The sequence below is a fragment of the Pseudoxanthomonas sp. USHLN014 genome (assembly GCF_037153335.1).
Classification (GTDB): Bacteria; Pseudomonadota; Gammaproteobacteria; order Xanthomonadales; family Xanthomonadaceae; genus Pseudoxanthomonas_A; species Pseudoxanthomonas_A winnipegensis.
On record NZ_JBBCKO010000001.1, the window covers coordinates 357,662 to 381,014 of the forward strand.

Genomic DNA, 23,353 nt, shown 5'->3' on the forward strand with positions numbered 1-23,353 from the left:
TAGGGGCGCACCCCGCAACCGCCCCCGCCAGGTCGCCCGCCTCATGTCCGCCATCGCGTCCGCCCATCCGGCCAATCCCTACAGCCCGCTGCCGCCGGGCAGCACCTTCACCGAGCACGACTGGCGGCTGCTAGCGCGCCAGTGGCACCCGGTGGCCAACAGCAGCGAGGTCACCGGCGCGCCGCTGCAGGCGGTGCTGCTGGACGAGGCGCTGGTGGTCTATCGCGTGCACGGCGAGGTGGTGGTGGCGCGCGATGTCTGCCCGCACCGCGGCGTGCCGCTGAGCATGGGCAGCAACGACGGCGAGGGCGTAGTCTGCCCCTATCACGGCTTGCGCTTCGGCGCGGGCGGGCGCTGCAACCGCATTCCCTCCAGCCCTGGCCAGGCGATCCCGGCCAAGCTGCACCTGGCGACGTATCCCACGGTCGAGCGCTACGGCCTGGTCTGGGTGTGCCTGGCGCCGGATGCGGACAACCCGGCGCCGCTGCCGGTGATGCCGCACTGGGACCAGGCGGGCTTCCAGCAGATCAACTGCCCGCCGTTCGACATCAACGGCTTCGCCGGGCGGCAGGTGGAAGGCTTTCTGGATGTGGCGCATTTCGCCTGGATCCATACCGGCACCTTCGCCGACCCGGCCAACCAGCTGGTGCCGGACTACGTGCCGGTGGAGACGCCGACCGGCTTCACCGTGGACTACGTCAGCAACGTCAGCAACTACGGCGTGGGCTTTCATCACCTGGCCCCGCCGGACTATCCCTGGCTGCGCCACTTCGAGGTGCACCTGCCGTTCTGCGCCTCGCTGACCATCCACTTCCCGGGCGATGAGCGGCTGGTGATCTTCAACTGCGCCTCTCCGGTGTCGGCGCGCAGGACGCGGCTGTTCGTGCCGATCGCGCGCAACTTCAATCTGGACCAGCCGGTGGAGGAGGTGCACGCCTTCAACCTGCGCGTGTTCGAGGAGGACCGGGCCATGGTCGAGCTGCAGAAGCCCGAGCGCCTGCCGCTGGACATGACGCTGGAGGCGCACATCCCGGCCGACCGCAGTTCCATCGCCTACCGTCGCGGCCTGAAGAAGATGGGCTTCGGCGAGTTCTTCCTCGCCTGATGGATACGATCGAAGTCGTCATCGACGCGATGAGCCGGCAGGGCGCCGGCAATCTGGCCGTCGAACTGGTGCGCGCCGATGGCCAGGCGCTGCCGGCGTTCGAGGCCGGCGCGCACGTGGACGTGCACCTGCCCGGTGGGCTGGTGCGCCAGTACTCGATCGCCAGCACGCCGGCCGACACCTCGCGCTATGTGCTGTGCGTGCGCCGCGAGGCCGCCTCGCGCGGCGGTTCGGCCAGCGTGCATGAGCGCCTGCGCGTGGGCCAGCCGCTGACCATTTCGGCGCCGCGCAATCTGTTCGCCCTGCGCGCGGGCAGTCACCACGTGCTGGTGGCCGGCGGCATCGGGATCACGCCGCTGCTGGCGATGGCGCACCAGCTGCAGGCCGGCGGCGCCTCGTTCGAGTTGCATTACTACGTGCGCAGCCGCGGCGAGATCGCCTTCCTGCGCCAGCTGCAGGGCGAGTTCGGCGCACGCGCGCATCTGCACAGCGCCGAGGAAGGCCGCGACGCGCGGCAGGTGCTGCCCGCGGCGCTGGACGGGGCGGGCGAGGATCACCAGCTCTATCTGTGCGGGCCGGGACCGTTCATGGCGCATCTGCGCGAGGCCGCGCTGGCGCGCGGCTGGGACGCGGCACGCATCCACAGCGAGGCCTTCGCGCCGGTCGCGCCGCTGGCCTCGGCCGAGGCCGGCGCGGACACGGCCTTCGAGGTGGCGCTGGCCTCGAGCGGGCAGGTGTTCACCGTCGCGCCCGAGCGCACCATCGCCGCGGTGCTGGCCGAGGCCGGCGTACCGGTCAGCCTGTCATGCGAGATGGGCCTGTGCGGCGCCTGCCTGACCGATGTGGTCGAAGGCATACCCGATCACCGCGACACCGTGCAGAGCGAGGCGGAGAAGGCCAGCAACCGGCAGATCACCCTGTGCTGCTCGCGCAGCCGCAGCCCTCGGCTTACATTGGCGCTGTGACCACGATGGACTCTTCCACGCGCCCGGGCGTGCAGCAGAACCTCGACCTGCTCGGCGGCTATGCCGCTGCGCTTGCGGATTTCCAGCCGCCATCCTCGGCGCCCGCCGAAGCGGGCGATGCGGTCAATGTGCGTGTGGCCATGCCCGAGCTGCTGCGGACGCTGCATGCGCGCAATCCGGCGCTGGTGGCCTTCACCCGCATCTTCGAGGCCGGGCTGACGGCGAACACGGACGCGAACGCGCCGCTGGCGGGCCTGCCCTTCGCGGTCAAGGATCTGTTCGACGTGCGGGGCCTGACCACCACCGCCGGTGCGGCCATGCGCCTTGCGGCGCCGCCTGTCACGCGCGATGCGCAGGTGGTGCGCCGGCTCAAGCGCGCCGGCGCGGTGCTGGTGGGCACGACCAATATGGACGAGTTCGCCTACGGCTTCGCCACGGTCAATGCGCACTTCGGCACCACGCGCAATCCGCATGATCTGGAACGCCTGGCGGGTGGTTCTTCCGGCGGCTCGGCGGCGGCGGTGGCGGCGGGGCTGGTGCCGTTCGCGCTGGGTTCGGATACCAATGGCTCGATCCGCGTGCCCGCAGCGCTGTGCGGCATCTATGGTTTGCGCAGCACGCATGGGCAGGTGCCGCTGGAGGGTGTTTTCCCGTTCGTCGAGGCGCTGGACGTGGCCGGGCCGTTCGCGCGGTCGCTGGACGTGCTGCAGGCGGTGCATGAAGTGATGGCCGATGCGACGCTGGCGCCGGTGGATGTGGATGCCTTGCGCATCGCGCGGCTGGGCGGCTGGTTCGATGCCAACCTCGATCCCGGACTGCGCGCCGGGCTCGAAGCGATCTGCGCGGCCTTGGGTGCGGGCGCGAGCGCCGAGCTGCCGCAGGCCAGGACCTCGCGCATGGCGGCCTTCGTCATGACGGCCATCGAGGGCGCTTACCTGCATCGCCAGGCACTGCAGGCGCGGCCCGATGCCTTCGATCCGGCCGTGCGCGATCGCCTGCTCGCCGGGCAGCTGCAGCCGGCGCGGGCGCTGCTGGATGTGCAGCGCTTCGCGGCGTGGTTCGCTGAGGCGATGGCGCAGCTGTGGCGCACGGTCGATGTGCTGATCGCGCCGGCCGTGCCCTGCGTGGCGCCGCGTATCGACCAGGCCACCATCGAGATCGACGGCGCGCCGGTGTCGGCGCGCGCCAACCTGGGGCTGTTCACCCAGCCGCTGGGGCTGGCCGGCTGCCCGGTGCTGGCCGCGCCGCTGCGGCGGCCGGGCCAGCTGCCGCTGGGCGTGCAGCTGATCGCCGCCCCGGGGCGCGAGGACCGGCTGTTCGCCGTGGCGCGCGCGCTGGAAGCCAGCGGGCTCACCGGCGCGCATGCGCCCAGCGGGGCGTCGAGCTGATGTTGCACACCTTGCGCGCCCGCCGCGGCCTGGCCGTGGCCCCGCATCATCTGGCCGCGCAGGCCGGTCGCGACGTGCTGCGCGATGGCGGCACCGCGGTGGAGGCCTGTGTGGCCATCGCCGCGACGCTGGCGGTGGTGTATCCGCACATGACCGGGATCGGCGGCGATGGCTTCTGGCTGATCCGCGAACCCGACGGCCGCGTGCATGCCATCGATGCCTGCGGCCGCAGCGCGCAGGCGGCGACGCTGGATTTCTACGCGGGCCTGTCGGTCATCCCGTGGCGCGGGCCGGGCGCGGCCAACACCGTGGCCGGCACCGTCTCGGGCTGGGCGCAGGCGCTGACGGGGCAGGGCAACCGCCTGCCGCTGGCGCGCCTGCTCGAAGATGCGATCCATCACGCCCGGGCCGGCGTGCCGGTCACGGCGGGCGGGGCGCAGATCGCCTTGGCTAAGGGCGCGGAGCTGCGCGTCCAGCCCGGCGCCTGGGCCGCCACGTTCGAACCCGACGGCGTGCCGCTGCGCGAAGGCGAACTGCTGCGCCAGCCCGCGCTGGCCGCGACCCTGCAGCGCCTGGCCGACGCCGGCCTGGACGACTACTACCGCGGCGAACTGGCGCGCAGCATCGCCGCGGACCTGGCCGCGCTGGGCAGCCCGCTCGCGCTGGCCGACCTGCAAACGCATCGCGCGCAGGCCAGCACGCCGCTGCACGTGCGCGTGCGCGACGCCACGCTCTACAACCATGCCCCGCCGACGCAGGGGCTGGCCTCGCTGCTGATCCTGGCGCTGTTCGACCGGCTGGAGGTCGCGCAGGGCGAGAGCTTCGCCCACGTGCACGGGCTGGTGGAAGCGACCAAGCAGGCCTTCCTGGTGCGCGATGCGCACGTCGGCGATCCGGACTGGATGACGCTGGATGCGCAGGCGCTGCTGGGCGATGCGGCCGCGCTCGACGCGATGGCCGCGCGCATCGATCCAGCCCAGGCGCTCCCCTGGCCGCAGCCCTCGCAGGCCGGGGACACGTGCTGGTTCGGCGCGCTCGATGCGCGCGGCCAGGCGGTCAGCTGCATCCAGTCGACCTATTTCGAATTCGGCTCAGGGCTGGTGCTGCCGGGCAGCGGCATCACCTGGCAGAACCGCGGCTGCAGCTTCCGCCTGGCCAGCGATGGCTGGAACGCGCTCAAGCCCGGCCGCAAGCCCTTCCACACCCTCAATCCCGCGCTGGCGGTGTTCGACGATGGCAGCGTCATGAGTTACGGGACCATGGGCGGCGAAGGCCAGCCGCAGACCCAGGCGGCGGTGTTCAGCCGCTATGCGCGCTTCGGCATGCCCCTGCAGCAGGCGGTCAGCGCGCCGCGCTGGCTGCTGGGCCGCACCTGGGGCGAGGACAGCACCTCGCTGAAGCTGGAGGACCGGTTCGACCCGGCGTTGATCGACGCGCTGCGCGCGGCCGGGCATGCGGTCGAACTGCTGCCGGCCTACACCTCGGTGATGGGCCATGCCGGCGCGCTGGTGCGCGAGGCCAACGGGACCTTGAGTGGCGCGGTCGATCCGCGCAGCGACGGGGTGGTGGCCGGATGGTGAGTGCCCTGCTGCGCGCGCGCTGCGCCCTCGCCATGCTCGCCTGCCTGATGGTGCCGGCCGCGCAGGCGGCCACGCCGCATGCGCAGGAAGCGCCGATCCCGGTGATCGTGGACAACGACTTCGGCACCGATATCGACGACGGCTTCGCCCTGTCGCTGGTGCTGGCCTCGCCGCGCCTGCGGCCGCTGCTGGTGACCACGACCTATGGCGACACCCGGTTGCGCGCACAGCTGGTGGCGCAGCTGCTGCAGGACACCGGCCATAGCCGGGTGCCGGTTGCCGCCGGCCCCGCGGTCGGCACGCGCGAGGGCGAGATCGGGCAGGCCGGCTGGCTGCGCGATGCCGATCGGCCGGTCCGCGCCGATGGCGTCGAGGCGATGCTGCGCGTGCTGCGCCAGCGGCCGGCCGGGCAGGTGACGCTGCTGGCGCTGGGGCCGCTGACCACGGTGCAGGCCGCGCTCAAGCGCGATCCGGTGGCCTTCGCCCGGCTCAGGCGTGTGGTGCTGATGGGCGGCTCGCTGCGGCGCGGCTACGGGCCGGTGGCCGGCACCAACAGCGACACGCCCAGCGCCGAATACAACATCAAGCTGGCCCCGCAGGCGCTGCGCGACCTGCTGGCCAGCGGCTTGCCGGTGGAGGTGCAGCCGCTGGATTCGACCGAGATCGCGCTGCCGGCCGACCTGCAGGCGCGCATCTTCGCCGCGCCCACGCCCTACGCCGGTCCGCTGTCCAAACTCTATGCGCTGTGGGCCGCGCGCAGCCCCTGGGGCACGACGCCGACGCTGTTCGACGTGGTCCCCGTGTCGCGCTTGCTGGACCCGGCGGTGTGTACGCCGGTGCCGCTGCACGTCACGGTGGACGACGACGGCATGACCCGCGAAGGGCAGGGCGCGCCCAATGCCAGCGCTTGCCTGGACGTGGACAAGGCGCGCGTGCTGGCGCTGGTGGCCGCGGCGTTGGCGCCGGCGGCCAAGGCCGCGCAGGTGCAGCCGTGAACGCCCCGGCGCTGCATGGTGCCGCCGGCGAGCGCGCCATCGCCCGCTGCGATGCGCTGGGCGTGGCGCCGTACAGCGACGCGGACAGCGGCCTGTATCGCGCCTGGCTCACGCCGGCGCATCGCCAAGCGCAGGGCGTGGTGGCCGAGTGGATGGGCCAGGCCGGCATGGCCACGCGTCTGGACGCGGCCAGCAACCTGATCGGTCGCTACGAAGGCGAGCACCGCGATGCGCCGGCGCTGCTGATCGGCAGCCACCTGGACAGCGTGCGCGATGCCGGCCGCTACGACGGGCCGCTGGGCATCATGCTCGGCATCGAATGCGTGGCCGCGCTGCACGCGCGCGGCGAGCGCATGCCGTTCGCCATCGAGGTGATCGCCTTCGGCGACGAGGAAGGCTCGCGTTTCCCGGCTTCGATGTTCACCAGTCGCGCGGTGGCCGGCACCTTGGCGCCCGGTGCCCTCGATGGCGTGGTCGATGCGGCCGGCGTGTCGGTGGCGCAGGCACTGGATGGCTGGGGCCTGGCGGCGGCGCAGTTCCATCAGGCCGCGCGTCGCCCCGACGAAGTCATCGGCTACCTCGAAACGCATATCGAACAAGGCCCGGTGCTGGAGGCCGAGGGCCTGGCGCTGGGCGTGGTCACCGGCATCGCCGCGCAGCTGCGCTACGAGGTCAGCGTGCGCGGGCGTGCCGGCCACGCGGGCACCAGCCCGATGCCGCTGCGCGCCGATGCGCTCACCGCCGCCGCTGACTGCGTGCTGGCGGTCGAGGCCGTCGCCCGAGAGGCGGCGAGCGACCTGGTCGCCACCGTGGGCCGCATGCAGGTGCTGCCCGGCGCGACCAATGTGATTCCCGGCCGGGTGAGCTTCTCGCTGGATGTGCGCGCCGGCGACAACGCGCGGCGCGATGCCGGTGCGGCGCAGATCCTGCGCCGCTTCGAGGCCATCGCCGCCGCGCGCGGCGTGCAGGTCGAGGCCGTGCAGGTGCAGGACCTGGCCGCCAGCCCGTGCGATACGCACCTGGTCGAACTGCTGGCCCAGGCCGTGGAGACGCAGGACATCGCGCCGCGCCGGCTGGTCTCCGGTGCCGGCCACGATGCGATGGTGATGCGCGCGCTGTGCCCGACGGCGATGCTGTTCGTGCGCTGCGACGGCGGCATCTCGCACAACCCGGCCGAGCGCGCCAGCGCGGCCGACGCCGGCCTGGCCGTGGCGGCCATGCTGGATTTCATCGAACGTTTGGGAGCGATACGTGGCAATTGAAGTCTTTGGCGAGATCGATCCGCCGCAGCGCCTGCTGATGGGCCCGGGCCCGGTCAATGCGCATCCGCGCGTGTTGCGCGCTATGTCGGCCGACCTGCTGGGGCAGTTCGACCCGGAAATGACCGCCTACATGAACGAGGTCATGGCGCTGTACCGCCCGATCTTCGGCACCGATAACCGGTGGACCTTCCTGGTCGACGGCACCGCGCGCGCCGGCATCGAGGCCGCGCTGGTGTCGCTGGTGGCGCCGGGCGAGACGGTGCTGGTGGTCAACTTCGGCCGCTTCGGCCTGCTGCTGACCGAGATCCTCGGCCGCATCGGCGCCAGGATCGAAACCGTCGAGGCCCCGTGGGGCCAGGTGGTGCCGCTGGACGCCATCGAGGACGCGCTCAAGCGCGTGCGCCCGACGCTGGTGGCGACCATCCACGGCGACACCTCCACCACCATGGCGCAGCCGCTGGAAGGCTTCGGCGCGCTGTGCCGGCGCTACGGCGCGCTGTCGTACGTGGATGCCACGGCCACCATCGGCGGCATGGAACTGGCCGCCGACCGCTGGCAGGTGGACATCGTCACCGGCGGGCTGCAGAAGTGCCTGGGCGGGCCGTCGGGTTCGGCGCCGATCACCGTCTCCGAGGCGGCGGCCGAGCGCATCTTCGCCCGCCGCCATGTCGAGCGCGGCATCGCGCGCGAGGACATCGACGATGGCGATGGCCCACGCATCGGCTCCAACTACTTCGACCTGGCCATGGTCATGGACTACTGGTCGGACAAGCGCCTGAACCACCACACCGAAGCCACCACCATGCTCTACGGCGCCCGCGAATGCGCGCGCATCGCGCTGCAGGAAGGCCTGGCGCGGCGCTACGCCCGCCATCGCGCCGCCGGCCGCGCCGTGACCGCCGGCGCGCGCGCGCTGGGGCTGGGGGTGTTCGGCGACGACGCGCACCGCATGAGCAACGTCACCGGCCTGGTGATCCCCGCGGGTGTCGATGGCGAGGCGGTGCGCCGCGCCATGCGCGAAGACTTCGAGATCGAGATCGGCACCGCCTTCGGCCCGCTGCAGGGCAAGGTCTGGCGCATCGGCGCGATGGGCTACAACGCGGCCAAGCACAAGGTGCTGATCACGCTGGGCGCGCTGGAGACCGTGCTGCGCCTGCAGGGCTTCGCCTGCACGCCCGGCGCCGCCATCGACGCCGCGCTGGCGGCGTGGAATGCGGATGTGGCCGCATGAGCGCAGGCGGCGAGCCGACGCTCAACGATCCGGCCGTGGTGGCCGAGGTGCGCGCGGCCTTCGAGGCCTACGAACGGGCGCTGATGGCCGACGACATCGCCACGCTCGATCGCCTGTTCCATGCCGCGCCCAGCACCGTGCGCTACGGCGTGGGCGAGGTGCTGTACGGCATCGAGGAGATCCGGGAGTTCCGCATCGGCCGCGGCGGCTCGCCGCAGCGCCGGCTGGGGCGGGTGGAGATCGCGACCTTCGGCGCTGATTTCGCCACGGCCAATGCCGAGTTCTTCCGCGAAGGCGCCGCCCGGCGCGGCCGCCAGAGCCAGAGCTGGGTGCGCTTCGCCGACGGCTGGAAGGTCGTCGCGGCGCATGTCTCGCTGGAGGGCACGCACGCGTGAGCCTGGCCGATCTGGAAACCCGCGTGGCCCACGACCTGGCCTGCCTGGACCACGGCAAGCCGGACTGGACGCGGCCGCGCACGCACGACCAGGGCCATGTATTCGATGTGGTGATCGTCGGCGGCGGGCAGAGCGGACTGGGCGCGGCCTTCGCGCTGCTGCGCGAGCGGGTCTCCAACCTGCTGGTGATCGACGAATGTCCGGAAGGGCGCGAAGGGCCGTGGCTCAGCTATGCGCGCATGGTCACGCTGCGCACGCCCAAGCAGATCACCTCGATCGACTTGGGGCTCCCCTCGCTGACCTTCCACGCCTGGTGGGAGGCCCAGCACGGCGCGGCCGGCTGGGAGGCGCTGGACAAGATTCCGCGCGAGGACTGGATGGCTTACCTGCGCTGGTACCGCGGCGTGCTGCGCCTGCCGGTGCGCAACGACACGCGGCTGGTCCAACTCGAACCTCTGCCGGAGCAGGGCCTGCATCGCCTGCACCTGCACGATGGCGGCACGCTGCTGGCGCGCAAGGTGATCCTGGCCACCGGCATCCAGGGCGGCGGCCAGTGGGTGGTGCCCAAGTTCGTCTCCGACCACCTGCCGCCCACGCGCTATGCGCACACCTCCGGGCCGCTGGACTACGCCGCGCTGGCCGGCAAGCGCATCGCCATCCTCGGCGGCGGCGCGTCGGCGTTCGACAACGCGCAGTACGCGCTGCAGCGCGGGGTGCGCGAGGCGCATGTGTTCGTGCGTCGCGCGCAGCTGCCGCGGGTCAATCCGATCCGGCACATGGAGCAGGCCGGCATCATCGCGCGCTTCCCGGCGCTGCCCGATGCCGACAAGTACGCGCTGATGGCCAGCTTCTTCGCCCGCAACCAGCCGCCGACCAACGATACCTTCGCCCGCGCGGTGGCCATGCCGGGCTTCCACCTGCATCTGGGCGCACCGTGGCTGTCGGTGGCCGAGCGCGATGGCCAGGCGGTGGTGACCACGCCGCAGGGCGCGCAGGCCTTCGATTTCCTCGCCATCGCCACCGGCCTGGTGACCGATCCGGACCTGCGCCCCGAGCTGGCCGCGCTGGCGCCGGCCATCGCGCGCTGGCGCGACCGCTACGTGCCGCCGGCCGGTGCCGCCAATGCGCTGCTCGACGCGCATCCCTACCTGGGCCCGGGCTTCGAACTGCAGCCGCGCACGGCCGAGGATGCGGCCAGGCTGCACGGCCTGTTCGCGTTCAACTACTCGGCGCTGATCAACCTGGGGCTGTCGGCCGCCGCACTGTCGGGCCTGAAGTACGCACTGCCGCGCCTGGCGCAGGCGGTGGCCAATCAGCTCTTCGTCGATGATCGCGCCGCGGTGGTGCGCGACTTCCTGGCCTTCGACGAGGAGGAATTCACCGGCCAGTGGCCGCTGCCGCAGGAGTCCGCCGCATGACCACGCTCTCCACCCACGTGCTGGACACCAGCCGCGGCGGTCCGGCCACGGGCGTGGCGGTGCAGCTGTTCGACGCCGACGGCGCGCTGCGCTGGCAGGGCGTCACCGATGCCGACGGGCGCTGCCCGACGCTGCGCGAACAGGGGCTGGAAGCCGGGCGCTATCGGCTGGTGTTCGCGGTCGCGGCGTACTTCCGCGCGGCCGGCGTGGCGCTGCCGGAGCCGCCGTTCCTGGACGTGATCCCGCTGGATTTCGGCGTCGCGGGGCAGGGGCATTACCACGTGCCGCTGCTGGTCTCGCCGTTCGGCTATTCGACCTATCGCGGCAGCTGAGCGGCGCGACGCGGCTACACTGACTGCCCGCGTCCGGCGTTGCGCACGGCGCTTTGCCCGTTCGCTTCCGGTCTACGCATGCCCAGCCTGCACGAGGTCTCCCCGCTGATCGCCTGGATGGTCTCGGCCATGGGGCTGCTGGCCGCGGCGCTGCTGGTCTGGTTCGCGCTGCGCTGGCGGCGCGGTCGCCACACCTGGGGCCTGCCGCTGATCGCCGTGCTGCTGGTGCTGGCCGCATCGCTTGCCCTGAAGCTGGCCTCGCGCGCCGCGCAGGACAAGGCCGAGCGGGCGCAGGCCATGGCCCGCCCGCTGTCGCCGCAGGAGCAGGCGGTGTGGAGCATCGTGCAGACCCGCTGCCAGGCCTGCCATTCCGACCACGCCACGGTCATGCCCTGGGCCGCCTACGGCCTGAGCCTGGACGACATGGGCGATGTCGAGCGCAACGCCGCCGCCATCCAGCTTCAGGTGGTCCAACTGCAGGCCATGCCGATGCGCAACACCACGCAGATGACGCCGCAGGAACGCGAGGTCATCGCGCGCTGGTACGCCGAGCGCGCGACGTCAGCGCACGGCACCAAGAAAGGCGACTAAGACCCGAACACGTCAGTCCCGCGAACGCGGGAACCCAGTGATGCTCGCCCAAAGCGCCAGAGGCGCTGGATTCCCGCGTTCGCGGGAACGACGTTAGGAGGATTGCCGCGGTCTCCAACGACCAAGAATCCCGCATCCAATCCGCGCGGCAGAGCAAACCGCTCCAATCCCGAATCCCGAATCCCAAAAACACCAAACGCCCCAAACGGGGCGTCCTGAAACGGTCGGCTGGCTGGCGAAAGCGGGCGGGCGGTGACCGGTGCACGTCGTCGCTGGCGGGAGCGGGCTGACGGCGCGGACGGAAGTCTAGCCAGCGCGCGAAAGTGATGGCGAAATGCGAATCGTTCTTGAAAAGCGAGGGGTCCGCTCAGGCCGCCGGCTCGATCTGGGCGAACGAGGTCACCCGCGCATGCCCGTTGCAGGCGGCCGCATCGCGCGGGGTCGGATAGTCCTCCAAGCGGTCCAGCAGCACGGTCTGCAGGCCGGCCTCGCGCGCGGCGTCCAGCTCGGCCACCACGTCGGACAGGAACAGCACCTCGCGCGGCGCCACGCCGATGCGCTCGACGATGCGCGCATAGCTGTCGCGCTCGCGCTTGCCGCCGATCTCGGTATCGAACCAGCCCGACACCAGCGGCGTCAGGTCGCCAGCATCGCTATGGCCGAAGAACAGCTTCTGCGCCGGCACCGAGCCGGACGAATAGACGTACAGCGCCAGGCCCTCGCCATACCAGTCCTGCAGCGCCTGGGCCGCGTCCGGATACATGTGCGCGGTGAAGTCCGCATCGCGGTAGCCGGCCTCCCAGACCATGCCCTGCAGCGCCTTGAGCGCGGTGTGCTTGCGGTCGGCGTCGATCCAGTCCTGCAGCACCGCCACGCGCGCGGCATCCTCCTGCGCCTGCGGCGCATCCGCGCTGACCGCATCCAGCCAGCGGCGCACGTCCGGGTCGTCGCCGTGGGCGGCGACGAAGCCCGGCAGCGCACGCCGCGCATACGGAAACAGCACGTCCTTGACGAAGGAAATGCTGCTGGTCGTGCCCTCGATATCGGTGAGCACCGCCTGCACAACGCCCATCAGGAAGCCCGCTCCGGGGTGTAGCGCGGGAAGCTGGCGGCGATGGTCTCGCCGGTGAAGTGGCCGACCCAGCCGTCCGGCTCGGTGAAGAAGCGGATCGCCACGAAGCTGGGCGACTCGCCCATGTCGAACCAGTGCTTGGTCCCGTCCGGCACGGCGATCAGGTCGTCCTTGACACACTCGATCTCGTAGACCTTGTCGTCCACATGCAGGGTGAACAATCCCGAGCCGGCGACGAAGAAGCGCACCTCGTCCTCCTTGTGGAAGTGCTCGTCCAGGAACTTGGTGCGCATCTCGGCGCGCGCCGGGTGATCGGGCGCGATGCTGACCACGTCCACCGACTTGAAGCCGCGCTCGGCGACCAGGCGGTCGATGTCGGCGCGATAGGCGTCCATCACCGCCTCGGGCGAGGCGCCGGGCTCGATCGGCTTGGAGGCCTGCCAGCGCTCGAACAGCACCCCGATCTTCTCGAGCTCGGTGGCGATGAAATCCGGGTCGTAGCTGGCGAACAGCGGCGTGGACGGATCGGCGTGGTCGAAGATGCGAAGACGGCTCATGGCGGGCTCCTGGCAGGGGGCGAAGGCCGGGCGGAAAAGGGTAGCAGCGGCGGCGCGGGGCAGCGTCGCCGCCATGCAACGCAGCAGTGCGATTCAGCCGCGCGCGCCGAGCTTGCGCAGCTCCAGCTCGCAGTGGAACAGGAACTCGAACGCCTCCAGGTGGCGGCGCGCCTCGGCCATGGTGCGGCCCCAGGCGTACAGGCCGTGGCCGTCGATCAGATAGCCCCACAGCGGGCCCTGGTCCAGCAGCGCATCCACCTGCGCGGCCAGCACGGTCATGTCCTGGGTGTTGGGCAGCACCGGCACGTCGATGGCCATCTCGTGGGTGCTGTTGCCGTGGAAGGCCTTAAGCAGCTCGTAGCCTTCCAGGCGGATATGGCCGGCGCCGGCGTACAGGCGCGAGGCGATGGTCTGCACCAGCGAGTGGGTGTGCAGCACGCAGCCCACCTCCGGGAAGCGCCGGTAGAGCTGGGTGTGCAGCAGGGTCTCGGCCGAGGGACGCTTGTCGGTGGCCACCGGCCGGCCGTCGAGGTCCACGACCATGATGTGCTCGCGGCCCATGCGGCCCTTGTCCGCGCCGGAGACGGTGATCGCGGCATGGCGATCGTCCAGGCGCTCGGAGAAGTTGCTGCTGGTGGCCGGGGTCCAGCCCAGGCGCGCCAGCTCGGCCACGTTGTGGGTGATGTCGTCGGCCAGCACGGCCAGGCGCGCGGCATCGAAGGGGAGGCTGTTCATGCCGCCATTTTACCGCGCCGGCTTGACCGATCGACGTCAGCCCTGGCCGCGCAGCCGGCTGTGGCGGTAACCGTAGGCGGCGTAGATGACGAAGCCGATCACCGTCCAGATCACCATCAGCATCCAGTTGTGCGCGGTCATGGTCGACAGCAGCAGCAGGCAGCTGCCGATGCCGGCTAGGCAGATCGCCCAGGCGAAGGGGATGCGGAAGGGGCGCGGCAGCTGGGGCTGGGTGCGGCGCAGGATCAGCACGCCGGCGCAGACCGAGGCGAAGGCGATCAGCGTGCCCATCGAGGTCAGCTCGCCGAGCACGTCCAGCGGGAACACCGCCGCCAGCACCGCGATGCCGATGCCGGTGATCACCGTGTTGATGTGCGGGGTGCGGTACTTGGGATGGATGCGGGTGAACACCGTCGGCAGCAGGCCGTCGCGGGCCATGATCATGAAGATGCGCGGCTGGCCGATGATCATCACCAGCACCACCGAGGACAGGCCGATCAGCGCGCCGATCTCCACCACCAGGCGCAGCCAGCCCAGCTCGGGATGCGCGGCCACGGCGGTGACCACCGGCTCGTCGGTGCCGAGCATGGAATAGGGCACCAGGCCGGTCATGACCGCGGCCATGGCGATGTAGAGCACGGTGCAGATCACCAGCGAGGCGAGCATGCCCACCGGCAGGTCGCGCTGCGGCTTGGTCGATTCCTGCGCGGCCACCGACACCGCCTCGAAACCGATATAGGCGAAGAACACGATCGCCGCCCCGCGCACCACGCCGTCCCAGCCAAACTTGCCCGGGCCCTGCGCCTCGGGGATGAAGGGATGCCAGTTGGCCGGGTCCACGTACTTCCAGCCGGCGAAGATGACCAGCAGGATCAGACAGGTCTTCAGCACCACCATGGCCATGTTCATGGCCGAGGACTTGCGGATGCCGACATAACACAGCCAGGTCAGCAGCAGCACGATGGCCGCGGCCGGCAGGTTGGCGATGGCGCCGGTGGGCTGCAGCTTGCCGTCCAGCGGCGCGCTGACCAGCGCCGCCGGCAGGTGGATGCCGAACTGGTCGAGCAGGCTGAGGAAATAGCCGGTCCAGCTCACCGCCACGGCCGAAGCCGACACGCCGTACTCGAGCACCAGCATCCAGCCGATGAACCAGGCCGCCGCCTCGCCCAGCGTGGCGTAGGTGTAGGTATAGGCCGAGCCGGATACCGGCACCATCGCGGCGAACTCGGCATAGGCCAGCGCGCAGAAGGTGCAGCACAGCGCGGCCAGCACGAAGGACAGCATGATCGCCGGCCCCGCATGCTGCGCGGCGGCCTGGCCGGTGATGACGAAGATGCCGCCGCCGATGACCGCGCCGATGCCCAGCGCGGTCAGGCCCCACGGTCCCAGCGTGCGATGCAGCTGCAGGTCCTGCGCATCCTGGGTGAGCTGGCCGGGATGTTTGATGCGGAGCAGCTGCTTCATGGAGGGATCCGGTGCGGGGAGTGGAAGAAACAACGGCCGTCTAGCGGCCGTTGTCGGGGTGCGTCGTACGAAGCGGCGCGATCTGCTTAGTGCTGCTCGTTGCCAGGCGCCAGATGGCTGCGCTTGCGGCTGTAGAGCGTGTAGATGATCAGGCCCAGCACCGCCCAGCCGGCGAACACGCCCTTGGCGACCATGCTCAGGTTGACGAACAGCAGCAGACAGCCGGCCACCGCCAGCGGGCACACGACCCAGGCGAACGGCGTGCGGAACGGGCGCGGACGGTCGGGCTGCTGCTTGCGCAGCACCAGCACGCCGATGGACACCATGGCGAAGGCCAGCAGGGTGCCGGAGTTGGAGGTGTCGGCCAGCTTGCCCACCGGGAACAGCGCGCCGCAGAAGGCCACCACCAGGCCGGTGGCCAGGGTGATCACGTGCGGGGTGTGGAAGCGCGGATGCACGCGCGAGAGACGCTCGGGCAGCAGGCCATCGCGCGACATGGTGAAGAAGATGCGGGTCTGGCCGAACATCATCATCAGGATCACCGACGGCAGCGCCAGGATGGCGGCCACGCCGATCCAGTTGCCCAGGTTCGGCCAGCCGATCAGGCGCAGCACGTGGGCCAGCGGCTCATGGCTGCAGACCAGCGCCTCGGAGCCCTTGCAGGCCGCGGCGAAGGCCTGGCTGCCCGGCTCCAGCGGCACGCCGTCGGCGCCCATGATCGGCTGCGCGCCGACCGCGCCGACCGCGGCATAGCCCACCAGCAGATAGAAGATGGTGCACACCGCCAGCGAGGCGATCAGGCCGATGGGGATGTTGCGGTTGGGGTTCTTGGTTTCCTCGGCCGCGGTGGAGATCGCATCGAAGCCCACGTAGGCGAAGAAGATCGACGCGGCCGCGCCGAGCACACCGATGCCGCCCAGCGGGCTGCCCCAGCCACCGGGCAGGAACGGGGTGAAGTTGGCCGTGTGCGAGGTCGCCACCGGCAGCGCCATGACGATGAACAGGGTTAGCGCGATGATCTTGATCGCCACCAGCACCGAGTTGACCTTGGCGCTCTTGGAGGTGCCGATCACCAGCAGCCAGGTCACCAGCAGCGCGATGCCGAAGGCCAGGATGTTGAAGCTGCCGCCGGCGAACAGGCCGGTCTGCAGCGCGGGCGGCAGCGCCAGCGCGCCGGGCTGTACCAGGCCGAACAGGGTCGTGTTGGCGAGCAGGCCGTTCATGTAGCCCGACCAGCCCACGGTCACCACCGCCGCGCCGATGCCGTATTCCAGGCCCAGCGCCCAGCCCACGATCCAGGCGATCAGCTCGCCGAGCACGCCGTAGGTGTAGGTGTAGGCCGAGCCGGAGACCGGCACCATCGAGGCCAGTTCGGAATAGGCCAGCGCGGCCAGGCCGCAGACCACCGCGGCGATCACGAAGGCGATCATCATGCCCGGGCCGGCCTTCTGGCCCGCTTCGGCGGTCAGCACGAAGATGCCGGTACCGATCACCGCGCCGATGCCCAGCATGGTCAGCTGGAAGGCACCGAGCTGGCGCGTCAGCGCTTTCTTCTCGGCGGTTTCAAGAATCTTGTCGAGCGGCTTGACGCGCCAGAACAGCATCGCGGAATTCCCCAGGGTCGGTAAAGGCGAAAGGGATCCGCTGCCCCCTTGGCGCGCGGATGGGATCGCCGAACCTTACCCGTCATACTGTCCGTTGCACAAGTTACCTTGTGCCCTTGCCGCGGCCCGACGGGCCGCCGGCCCGGGCATGGGGCGAGGTCCTATGTCCGACGATTCCCGCGCCGCGCTGACGGCGCAACTTCAGGCCTACCAGGCGCGCTGGCCGGCTGAACACGAGGCGGTCGCCAACTTCCTGGCGCTGCTCTCGCACCCGGACGCGTTCGTGCGGGCGCGGCTGGGGTCCCATTTCACGGCCTCGGCCTGGCTGGTCAGCGCCGACGGCACGCGCGCGGCGCTGATGCACCACGCCAAGCTGCGGCGCTGGCTGCAGCCCGGCGGCCACGCCGACGGCGACGAGGCGCTGCCGACGGTCGCGCTGAAGGAGGCGCAGGAGGAGACCGGCCTGACCGACCTGGTCGTGGACGCGGCGGCGATCTTCGATCTGGATCGTCACTGGATCCCCGAGCGTGGCGAGGTGCAGGGGCACTGGCACTTCGACGTGCGCTACGTGGTGCGCGCCCTGGGCAGCGAGGCCTTCGTCGGCAACGAGGAATCCCTGGCCCTGGCCTGGCGGCCAATCGCCGAGGTCGCCGCCGATCCGGACCCTTCGCTCAGCCGCATGGCGCGCAAGTGGCTGGCCTCAGCCGCCACCTGACCGCGCCTTGATTTTTGTGGGAGCCACTGTCTCCCGGATCAGGCCGCGGTCTCCTTGTAGAGCGGAGCTTGTGGCAATCCCCTTTTGGGGACTCCGCTGGGGCCTTCCCCCACGAACCGAACGAAGAGCAGCGGAGCAAGCTCCGCTCTACAGGTGGAAGCCGCCCTTGTGGCCTTTTTGACCAATGGCGGCTCCCACACATCAGGTTTCGTCGAGGATCAGTACAGCACCCGCACCCGCAGCGTGCCCTCGATCGCGGCCATCGCGTCCTTCAGCACCGCCGCCTGTTCCTCCGAGGCAGTGACATCGATCACCACATAGCCGACCTGCGGGTCGGTGCGCAGGAACTGGCCGTCGATGTTGACGCCCTGGTTGCGGAACACGTCGTTGATCTGCGACAGCACGCCCGGCACGTTGCGGTGGATGTGCAGGATGCGGCGGCTGCCTTCGTGGCCGGGCAGGGTAACCTCGGGGAAGTTCACCGCCGACAGGGTGCTGCCGTTGTCGCTGTAGCGCACCAGCTTGGCGGCCACCTCGACGCCGATGTTGTCCTGCGCCTCCAGCGTGCTGCCACCCACGTGCGGGGTCAGGATCACCTGGTCCAGGCCGGCCAGCGGCGAGACGAAGGCATCGCCATTGCCCTTGGGCTCGACCGGGAACACGTCCACCGCCGCGCCGCCGACCTGGCCGGCGCGCAGCGCCTCGGCCAGCGCGTCGATGTCCACCACCGTGCCGCGCGAGGCGTTGATCAGGTGCGCGCCGCGCTTCATGCCGGCGATCTGCGCCGGGCCGAACATGTCCTTGGTGGCCGGCGTTTCAGGCACGTGCAGGGTCACCACGTCGGCGCGCTCCAGCAGGTCCTCCAGGCTCAGCGCCGGGGCGGCGTTGCCCAGCGAGAGCTTGGTCTCGATGTCGTGGAAGATGACCTTCATGCCCATCGCCTCGGCCAGCACGCCGACCTGGGTGCCGATATGGCCGTAGCCGACGATGCCCAGGGTCTTGCCGCGCACCTCGTGGCTGCCCGCGGCCGACTTGGACCAGCCGCCGCGATGGCATTCGGCCGACTTCTGCGGGATGCCGCGCATCAGCATGATCGCCTGGGCGATCACCAGCTCGGCCACGCTGCGGGTGTTGGAGTAGGGCGCGTTGAACACCGGGATGCCGGCCAGCTCGGCCGCCTCCACGTCGACCTGATTGGTGCCGATGCAGAAGCAGCCCACCGCGATCAGTCGCCGCGCGTGGCCGAGCACCTCGGCGGTCAGCTGCGTGCGCGAGCGGATGCCGATGATGTGGGCCTCGGCGATGCGGGCCTTCAGCTCGTCCTCGGGCAGCGACTTGGAATGGAGCTCGATCTGGCTGTAGCCGGCCGCCTTGAAGGTCTCCACCGCGGTCTGGCTGACGCCCTCCAGCAGCAATACGCGGATGTCTTCCTTCGGGAACGAGGTCTTCTTCGACATGGGGGGAGCGGGTGGGGAGCGAAGCGGGGCGCCACTATGCCAGATTGCGCCCGGGCCACGCCGTCGCGCCATCTGGACGTGGCGTTGCAGGGCTGGCACGCTGGCGCACCCTTGAAAACAAGCCGTTTCGCGCGCAACCGTCATGACCGATTCCCTGCTTGATTCGCTGCGCGTGGCGGTGCCCGACCTGCGCCTGAAGACCGACGCCGGCGACCTGGAACACTACGGCCGCGACTGGACCCGGCGCTGGACGCCCAATCCCCTGGCCATCGCCCTGCCGGGCAGCGTCGAGGAAGTGCAGGCGGTGATGCGCTGGGCCGCGCAGCGCCAGGTCAAGGTGGTGCCCTCGGGCGGCCGCACCGGCCTGTCCGGCGGCGCGGTGGCGGCCGATGGCGAGCTGGTCCTGAGCCTTGAGCGCATGAACAAGGCGCTGGCCTTCGATCGCGTCGACCGCACCCTGACCGTGCAGGCCGGCATGCCGCTGGAAGCCGTGCACAACGCCGCGCGCGAGCATGGGCTGGAATATCCGGTGGACTTCGCCGCGCGCGGTTCGTGCTCGATCGGCGGCAACATCGCCACCAACGCCGGCGGCATCCGCGTGATCCGCTACGGCAACACGCGCGAATGGATCGCCGGGCTGAAGGTGGTCACCGCGCAGGGCGAGCTGCTCGATCTCAACCGCGCGCTGGTCAAGAACTCCTCCGGCTACGACCTGCGCCAGCTGATGATCGGCTCGGAAGGCACGCTGGGCATCGTGGTCGAGGCGACGCTGCGCCTGACCGATCCGCCGCCGCCGACCAATGTGATGCTGCTGGCGCTGACCAGCTTCGAGGGGCTGATGGAGGTGTTCGCCGCGTTCCGCGAGCGGCTGCGGCTGGAGGCCTTCGAGTTCTTCACCGACATCGCGCTCAGGCACGTGCTGGCGCATGGCGCGGTCAAGCCCTTCGACGAGGTCTATCCGTATTACGTGGTGACCGAGTTCGCCGTGGGCGACGAGGACAGCGAGGCGGCGGCGATGGCGGCCTTCGAGGCCTGCATGGAGGCCGGCTGGGTCGCCGATGGCGTCATCAGCCAGTCCGACGCGCAGGCCCAGCAGCTGTGGCGCCTGCGCGAGGGGATCACCGAGTCGCTGGCGCCCTATGTGCCGTACAAGAACGATGTGTCGGTGCGGATCTCGCAGATGCCGGCCTTCCTGGAGCAGACCCAGGCGCTGCTGGGCCAGGCCTATCCGCATTTCGAGGTGGTGTGGTTCGGCCATATCGGCGACGGCAATCTGCACATCAACGTGCTCAAGCCTGAGCAGATGGCGCAGGCGGACTTCGTGCGCGACTGCGAGCAGGTGACCAAACTGCTGGCGCAGGCGCTGAAGGCCCATGGCGGCAGCATCTCGGCCGAGCACGGCATCGGCCTGGTCAAGAAGCCCTATCTGGACAGCACGCGCGGGCCGGCCGAGATCGCGCTGATGCGCGGCATCCGCAAGGCGCTCGACCCGCAGGGCCTGCTGAACCCGGGCAAGCTGTTCGATCCCTAAGCGCCTGCGGAGCGGTGGTGCGCCCGGCCGCGGCTGCGGTAGCCTTGCGCGTCGCGGGCGCCATCGGCGCCCCGTTCAATGCGTGGAGTGGATCGATGCGTCAGTGGATCGTAGTGGGCCTGCTGCTGGGAATGGCCGCGCCGGCCTGGGCGATGAGTTCGGCGGCCGGTGCCGCCGGCGGCACCTCGAGCGCGGGCAGCGCCGGGTCTTCGGCGTCCTCGGACAGCTCTTCGGACAACGACAAGCTGGTACTCGATGCGCGGGTGGACGCGGCCAGCTTCGTGGCCAGCGACGGCGCGATCCGCGGCGCTCGCCTGGAGGCGGCCCTGCGCAGCCTGCGCGAACGCGACGCGGACGCGCGCCAGCGTTCCGACCTGCAGCTCGCGCAGGCGATCCTGGCCCTGTGAACCCGCCTGACCGGCCGCCGCGTTCGCGGTGGCTGGGCGCTCGGCTGCTGGCGATCTGCCTGTTCGGATGCGGCCTGCCGCAGATCGCGCAGGCGGCGTTGCATCTGCAGCTGGATACTGCCGCGCTGGATGCCGACGAGCGGGCGGCATCGCAGGCCTTGTTCGATGACGTGCAGGCGCGGCTGCCGGACGCGTGGCGCCAGGCGCTGGAGACCGTGCCGGTGCAGTGGCGCGACGATCTGCCCGCGGCCGTGCATGGCCGCGCGACCGGTGCCGGAAAGGTGCTGCTTCCGCGCAGCCTGCTGCGCGACTGGATGCGGGCCAGCGACGAGGCCGCGCGTACGCCGGCGCGCGCCGCCCTGGTCCACGAACTGGCGCACCTGCTGGATCGCAGCGCGGCCGGCGGCTTCTCGCGCGATCCGCGTCTGCTCGATCTGGCCGGCTGGCAGATCGGCAGCTGGCCGCGCCTGAAGCTGCGCCTGCGCCACAACGCGTTCACCGACCGCACGCCCGATGCGTACGAGCTGTTCTCGCCGCAGGAATACGTGGCGGTCAATCTGGAGCATCGGATCCTCGATGCCGACTATGCCTGCCGTCGCCCGCTGCTGGACGCGTATTTCGCCCAGCGGCTGGGCTCGATGCCGCAGGCCGGCCGGGACTGCGCGCCGGGCGTCGCGTTCTTCGAGGACCGGCCGGCAGCGCCGCTGCTGGCGCTGGACCCCGAACGCGTCTACGCCGTCGACTATCTGCTGGCCGACGGCAACGACGCGCCGATGAGCCGCTGGGGCCACAGCATGCTGCGCCTGGTGATCTGCGCGCCGGGCCGCCCGCGCGGGCCGGACTGCCGGCTGGACCTGCAGTACCAGCGCGTGCTCTCGTTCCGCGCCTTCATCGACGATGTGCAGATCTCGAGCTGGGGCGGCCTGACCGGGCGCTATCCCTCGCGCCTGTACCTGCTGCCCATGCTGCAGGTGATCGACGACTACACCCAGGGCCAGCTGCGCGGCCTGCGCTCGGTGCCGCTGACGCTGTCGCGCGCGCAGATCGCCGCGCTGCTGCAGCGCGCCGCGCAGGTGCACTGGAGCTACGACGGCGGCTACCGCTTCGCCTCCAACAACTGCGCGTTCGAGACCTACAAGCTGCTGCGCGACGGGGTGCCCACGCTGGATGCGGGCGGGCAGCTGTCGGGCATCACGCCCAACGGCCTGCTGCGCCGCCTTGAACAAGCGCGCATCGCCGATGGCCAGCCGCTGGCTGACCTGGAGCAGGCCGGCCGCGCCGGCTATTACTTCGCACCGGCCAGCGCGCAATACCAGGCGATGCTGGACATCGCCCGCGCGCGCCTGGGGCTGCCCGCGCAGTCGGTCGAGGACTGGCTGTCGCAGCCGCCGCAGCGGCGCGCGCCATGGATCGAACGCGCCGATCTGCGCGCCAGCGCCGCACTGCTGGTGCTGGAACAGGCCGCGCGCCGTCGCCAGGACCTGCTGGCGCGCGATGCGCTCAAGCGTCGCTTCCTGCACGGGGGAGGCGATGCCGACCTGGATGCCGGCCGCACCCGCCTGCGCGACCTCCTGGAGCACGAGGGGCTGTTCGCCCAGCCCGCGCTGCTGCTGCAGGGCCAGCCCGGCTACGGCCTGCCGCAACAGGCCGAGCGCGACTTCCTGCAGGCGAAGGGCAGTGCGTTGCTCGGCCGGCAGCACGCCGCGCGCGATACGCTGGAACACGACGCGCGCCTGCTGTTGCCGCAGGAGCTGCGCGATCAGATCGACGGCACCGACGCCAACCTGGCCGCGCTGGGGCAGCGTCTGCGCACGCTTGAGCGCGACACTGGCGTGCCCAGCCTGCGCGGGCTCGCGCCCTGAGGCGTCGCGCCGGCACGCTCGCGGGCGCCGGCGCGGCGAGGATCAGTCCGCCCGACCGCCGAACTCGCCGGTGGTGGTGTTGATCAGGATGCGCTCGCCGGTGGTGATGTACTCGGGCACCATGATCTCGATGCCGGTGGACAGCTTGGCCGGCTTGGGACGCTTGGTCGCGGTGCCGCCCTTGAGCTCGGGCGGGGTCTCGATGACTTCCAGCGTGACGTGCTGCGGCAGCTGCAGCGCCACCGGCTGCTCGTCGATCACCTGCACATAGCAGCCGGTCAGGCCGTCGGTGATGTAGCCGGCGTCGTCGCCCAGCACGTCCGCGTCCAGGGTGTAGGGGGTGTAGTCCTCGTCGTCGAGGAACACGAAGGCCTCGCCGTCCTTGTAGGAGAAGGTGGCCTGGCGGCGCAGCAGTTCGACCTCGCTCAGGTTGTCGTCGGCATCGAAGCTGGCGTCGAGCTTGTTGCCGCCCGGCACGCTGTACATGATGAAACGGAAGCGCACGTTGCCGCCGCGGCCCTGCGGCGAGGAGCGCTCGATGTCGCGGATCTGGTAGACGCCGTTGTTGTATTCGACGACGTTGCCCTTCTTGATGTCACCAGCTTTCATGGATCGAAGACCTGATTGAAGAAATGAGTGTGGGAGGAGGGGGAGCGTTGAGCGGCGAGGGGTGAGCGAAGGCGGGCG

General features: G+C 70.8%; 21 protein-coding genes and 1 pseudogene. 15 read left to right on the forward strand and 7 right to left on the reverse strand.

Features of this window, described 5'->3' with window-relative positions; all coding sequences use genetic code 11:
• Window positions 1-43: 43 nt before the first annotated feature.
• From WFQ05_RS01630 to WFQ05_RS01680, 11 genes are all read left to right on the forward strand, one after another.
• Window positions 44-1,105, forward strand: a complete 1,062-nt coding sequence (locus WFQ05_RS01630; protein ID WP_337052352.1) for an aromatic ring-hydroxylating dioxygenase subunit alpha — start codon at window positions 44-46, stop codon at window positions 1,103-1,105.
• Window positions 1,105-2,070, forward strand: coding sequence for a PDR/VanB family oxidoreductase (locus tag WFQ05_RS01635; RefSeq protein ID WP_337052353.1), 966 nt, complete (start codon window positions 1,105-1,107; stop codon window positions 2,068-2,070). Before WFQ05_RS01630 ends, WFQ05_RS01635 begins: the two co-directional genes overlap by 1 nt.
• Before the next feature lie 5 nt (window positions 2,071-2,075).
• Window positions 2,076-3,458 carry an AtzE family amidohydrolase gene (locus WFQ05_RS01640; protein ID WP_337052354.1) on the forward strand — a complete coding sequence of 461 codons (1,383 nt, stop codon included), beginning with the start codon at window positions 2,076-2,078 and terminating at the stop codon, window positions 3,456-3,458.
• Entirely contained in the window at window positions 3,458-5,038 is a 1,581-nt protein-coding gene (locus tag WFQ05_RS01645) for a gamma-glutamyltransferase family protein (protein ID WP_337052355.1), read from the forward strand. Before WFQ05_RS01640 ends, WFQ05_RS01645 begins: the two co-directional genes overlap by 1 nt.
• A complete protein-coding gene (locus WFQ05_RS01650) occupies window positions 5,035-6,033 on the forward strand; it encodes a nucleoside hydrolase (protein ID WP_337052356.1) in 999 nt (332 codons plus the stop codon). Before WFQ05_RS01645 ends, WFQ05_RS01650 begins: the two co-directional genes overlap by 4 nt.
• 38 nt (window positions 6,034-6,071) lie before the next feature.
• On the forward strand, window positions 6,072-7,295 hold the full coding sequence (locus WFQ05_RS01655) for an allantoate amidohydrolase (protein WP_337052739.1): 1,224 nt from the start codon (window positions 6,072-6,074) through the stop codon (window positions 7,293-7,295).
• Window positions 7,296-7,332: 37 nt separating this feature from the next.
• Window positions 7,333-8,526, forward strand: coding sequence for an alanine--glyoxylate aminotransferase family protein (locus tag WFQ05_RS01660; RefSeq protein ID WP_337052740.1), 1,194 nt, complete (start codon window positions 7,333-7,335; stop codon window positions 8,524-8,526).
• On the forward strand, window positions 8,523-8,921 hold the full coding sequence (gene hpxZ, locus WFQ05_RS01665; protein ID WP_337052357.1) for an oxalurate catabolism protein HpxZ: 399 nt from the start codon (window positions 8,523-8,525) through the stop codon (window positions 8,919-8,921). Before WFQ05_RS01660 ends, hpxZ begins: the two co-directional genes overlap by 4 nt.
• Complete coding sequence (locus tag WFQ05_RS01670; protein WP_337052358.1) at window positions 8,918-10,339, forward strand: NAD(P)/FAD-dependent oxidoreductase; 1,422 nt, start codon at window positions 8,918-8,920, stop codon at window positions 10,337-10,339. Before hpxZ ends, WFQ05_RS01670 begins: the two co-directional genes overlap by 4 nt.
• A complete protein-coding gene (uraH, locus tag WFQ05_RS01675) occupies window positions 10,336-10,671 on the forward strand; it encodes a hydroxyisourate hydrolase (RefSeq protein WP_337052360.1) in 336 nt (111 codons plus the stop codon). Before WFQ05_RS01670 ends, uraH begins: the two co-directional genes overlap by 4 nt.
• A gap of 78 nt (window positions 10,672-10,749) precedes the next feature.
• Entirely contained in the window at window positions 10,750-11,262 is a 513-nt protein-coding gene (locus WFQ05_RS01680) for a hypothetical protein (RefSeq protein WP_337052361.1), read from the forward strand.
• Window positions 11,263-11,629: 367 nt separating this feature from the next.
• Here the strand turns inward: WFQ05_RS01680 and mtnC are convergent, their stop codons facing one another.
• The 5 genes and pseudogenes from mtnC to WFQ05_RS01705 all read right to left on the reverse strand — a co-directional run bounded on the left by mtnC (window position 11,630) and on the right by WFQ05_RS01705 (window position 16,694).
• The gene (gene mtnC, locus WFQ05_RS01685) at window positions 11,630-12,334 is read right to left on the reverse strand and encodes an acireductone synthase (protein ID WP_337052363.1); all 705 of its coding nucleotides are present in this window, start codon (window positions 12,332-12,334) and stop codon (window positions 11,630-11,632) included.
• Window positions 12,334-12,891: an acireductone dioxygenase gene (locus WFQ05_RS01690; protein ID WP_130519736.1), complete on the reverse strand. Its 558-nt coding sequence runs from the start codon at window positions 12,889-12,891 to the stop codon at window positions 12,334-12,336. Before WFQ05_RS01690 ends, mtnC begins: the two co-directional genes overlap by 1 nt.
• A gap of 93 nt (window positions 12,892-12,984) precedes the next feature.
• Window positions 12,985-13,626 (reverse strand): methylthioribulose 1-phosphate dehydratase, encoded by a 642-nt coding sequence (locus WFQ05_RS01695; RefSeq protein WP_337052364.1) that lies wholly within the window; start codon window positions 13,624-13,626, stop codon window positions 12,985-12,987.
• 36 nt (window positions 13,627-13,662) lie between these two features.
• A pseudogene (locus WFQ05_RS01700) lies at window positions 13,663-15,015 on the reverse strand (amino acid permease); the annotation flags it as partial.
• A gap of 161 nt (window positions 15,016-15,176) precedes the next feature.
• The gene (locus tag WFQ05_RS01705; protein ID WP_337052365.1) at window positions 15,177-16,694 is read right to left on the reverse strand and encodes an amino acid permease; all 1,518 of its coding nucleotides are present in this window, start codon (window positions 16,692-16,694) and stop codon (window positions 15,177-15,179) included.
• A 163-nt stretch (window positions 16,695-16,857) separates the two neighbouring features.
• On the opposite strand from WFQ05_RS01705, the gene WFQ05_RS01710 reads away from it, so the two are divergent.
• Window positions 16,858-17,409 carry an NUDIX hydrolase gene (locus WFQ05_RS01710; protein ID WP_337052366.1) on the forward strand — a complete coding sequence of 184 codons (552 nt, stop codon included), beginning with the start codon at window positions 16,858-16,860 and terminating at the stop codon, window positions 17,407-17,409.
• Between the two features lie 218 nt (window positions 17,410-17,627).
• Here WFQ05_RS01710 and serA read toward each other — a convergent pair whose 3' ends face one another.
• Complete coding sequence (gene serA, locus WFQ05_RS01715; protein WP_130519746.1) at window positions 17,628-18,866, reverse strand: phosphoglycerate dehydrogenase; 1,239 nt, start codon at window positions 18,864-18,866, stop codon at window positions 17,628-17,630.
• Window positions 18,867-19,008: 142 nt separating this feature from the next.
• Between serA and WFQ05_RS01720 the strand changes: the two genes are divergently transcribed.
• The 3 genes from WFQ05_RS01720 (at window position 19,009) to WFQ05_RS01730 (ending at window position 22,666) form a co-directional block, all read left to right on the forward strand.
• The gene (locus tag WFQ05_RS01720; protein ID WP_337052367.1) at window positions 19,009-20,397 is read left to right on the forward strand and encodes an FAD-binding oxidoreductase; all 1,389 of its coding nucleotides are present in this window, start codon (window positions 19,009-19,011) and stop codon (window positions 20,395-20,397) included.
• Window positions 20,398-20,492: 95 nt separating this feature from the next.
• A complete protein-coding gene (locus WFQ05_RS01725; RefSeq protein ID WP_130519749.1) occupies window positions 20,493-20,804 on the forward strand; it encodes a DUF2388 domain-containing protein in 312 nt (103 codons plus the stop codon).
• 32 nt (window positions 20,805-20,836) lie between these two features.
• On the forward strand, window positions 20,837-22,666 hold the full coding sequence (locus tag WFQ05_RS01730; protein ID WP_337052741.1) for a DUF4105 domain-containing protein: 1,830 nt from the start codon (window positions 20,837-20,839) through the stop codon (window positions 22,664-22,666).
• A 42-nt stretch (window positions 22,667-22,708) separates the two neighbouring features.
• Here WFQ05_RS01730 and yeiP read toward each other — a convergent pair whose 3' ends face one another.
• Window positions 22,709-23,275, reverse strand: a complete 567-nt coding sequence (gene yeiP, locus WFQ05_RS01735) for an elongation factor P-like protein YeiP (protein WP_130519751.1) — start codon at window positions 23,273-23,275, stop codon at window positions 22,709-22,711.
• Window positions 23,276-23,353 lie beyond the last annotated feature (78 nt).

What these genes read in the sequence shown, in the direction of transcription:
- WFQ05_RS01640 (WP_337052354.1), top strand. Translation starts at nt 2,076, where the DNA reads ATGGACTCTTCCACGCGCCCGGGCGTGCAGCAGAACCTCGACCTGCTC.
- serA (WP_130519746.1), bottom strand. Translation starts at nt 18,866, where the DNA reads ATGTCGAAGAAGACCTCGTTCCCGAAGGAAGACATCCGCGTATTGCTG.
- WFQ05_RS01630 (WP_337052352.1), top strand. Translation starts at nt 44, where the DNA reads ATGTCCGCCATCGCGTCCGCCCATCCGGCCAATCCCTACAGCCCGCTG.
- WFQ05_RS01720 (WP_337052367.1), top strand. Translation starts at nt 19,009, where the DNA reads ATGACCGATTCCCTGCTTGATTCGCTGCGCGTGGCGGTGCCCGACCTG.
- uraH (WP_337052360.1), top strand. Translation starts at nt 10,336, where the DNA reads ATGACCACGCTCTCCACCCACGTGCTGGACACCAGCCGCGGCGGTCCG.
- WFQ05_RS01635 (WP_337052353.1), top strand. Translation starts at nt 1,105, where the DNA reads ATGGATACGATCGAAGTCGTCATCGACGCGATGAGCCGGCAGGGCGCC.
- WFQ05_RS01645 (WP_337052355.1), top strand. Translation starts at nt 3,458, where the DNA reads ATGTTGCACACCTTGCGCGCCCGCCGCGGCCTGGCCGTGGCCCCGCAT.
- WFQ05_RS01725 (WP_130519749.1), top strand. Translation starts at nt 20,493, where the DNA reads ATGCGTCAGTGGATCGTAGTGGGCCTGCTGCTGGGAATGGCCGCGCCG.
- WFQ05_RS01690 (WP_130519736.1), bottom strand. Translation starts at nt 12,891, where the DNA reads ATGAGCCGTCTTCGCATCTTCGACCACGCCGATCCGTCCACGCCGCTG.
- mtnC (WP_337052363.1), bottom strand. Translation starts at nt 12,334, where the DNA reads ATGGGCGTTGTGCAGGCGGTGCTCACCGATATCGAGGGCACGACCAGC.
- WFQ05_RS01695 (WP_337052364.1), bottom strand. Translation starts at nt 13,626, where the DNA reads ATGAACAGCCTCCCCTTCGATGCCGCGCGCCTGGCCGTGCTGGCCGAC.
- hpxZ (WP_337052357.1), top strand. Translation starts at nt 8,523, where the DNA reads ATGAGCGCAGGCGGCGAGCCGACGCTCAACGATCCGGCCGTGGTGGCC.
- yeiP (WP_130519751.1), bottom strand. Translation starts at nt 23,275, where the DNA reads ATGAAAGCTGGTGACATCAAGAAGGGCAACGTCGTCGAATACAACAAC.
- WFQ05_RS01680 (WP_337052361.1), top strand. Translation starts at nt 10,750, where the DNA reads ATGCCCAGCCTGCACGAGGTCTCCCCGCTGATCGCCTGGATGGTCTCG.
- WFQ05_RS01710 (WP_337052366.1), top strand. Translation starts at nt 16,858, where the DNA reads ATGTCCGACGATTCCCGCGCCGCGCTGACGGCGCAACTTCAGGCCTAC.
- WFQ05_RS01705 (WP_337052365.1), bottom strand. Translation starts at nt 16,694, where the DNA reads ATGCTGTTCTGGCGCGTCAAGCCGCTCGACAAGATTCTTGAAACCGCC.
- WFQ05_RS01660 (WP_337052740.1), top strand. Translation starts at nt 7,333, where the DNA reads ATGGGCCCGGGCCCGGTCAATGCGCATCCGCGCGTGTTGCGCGCTATG.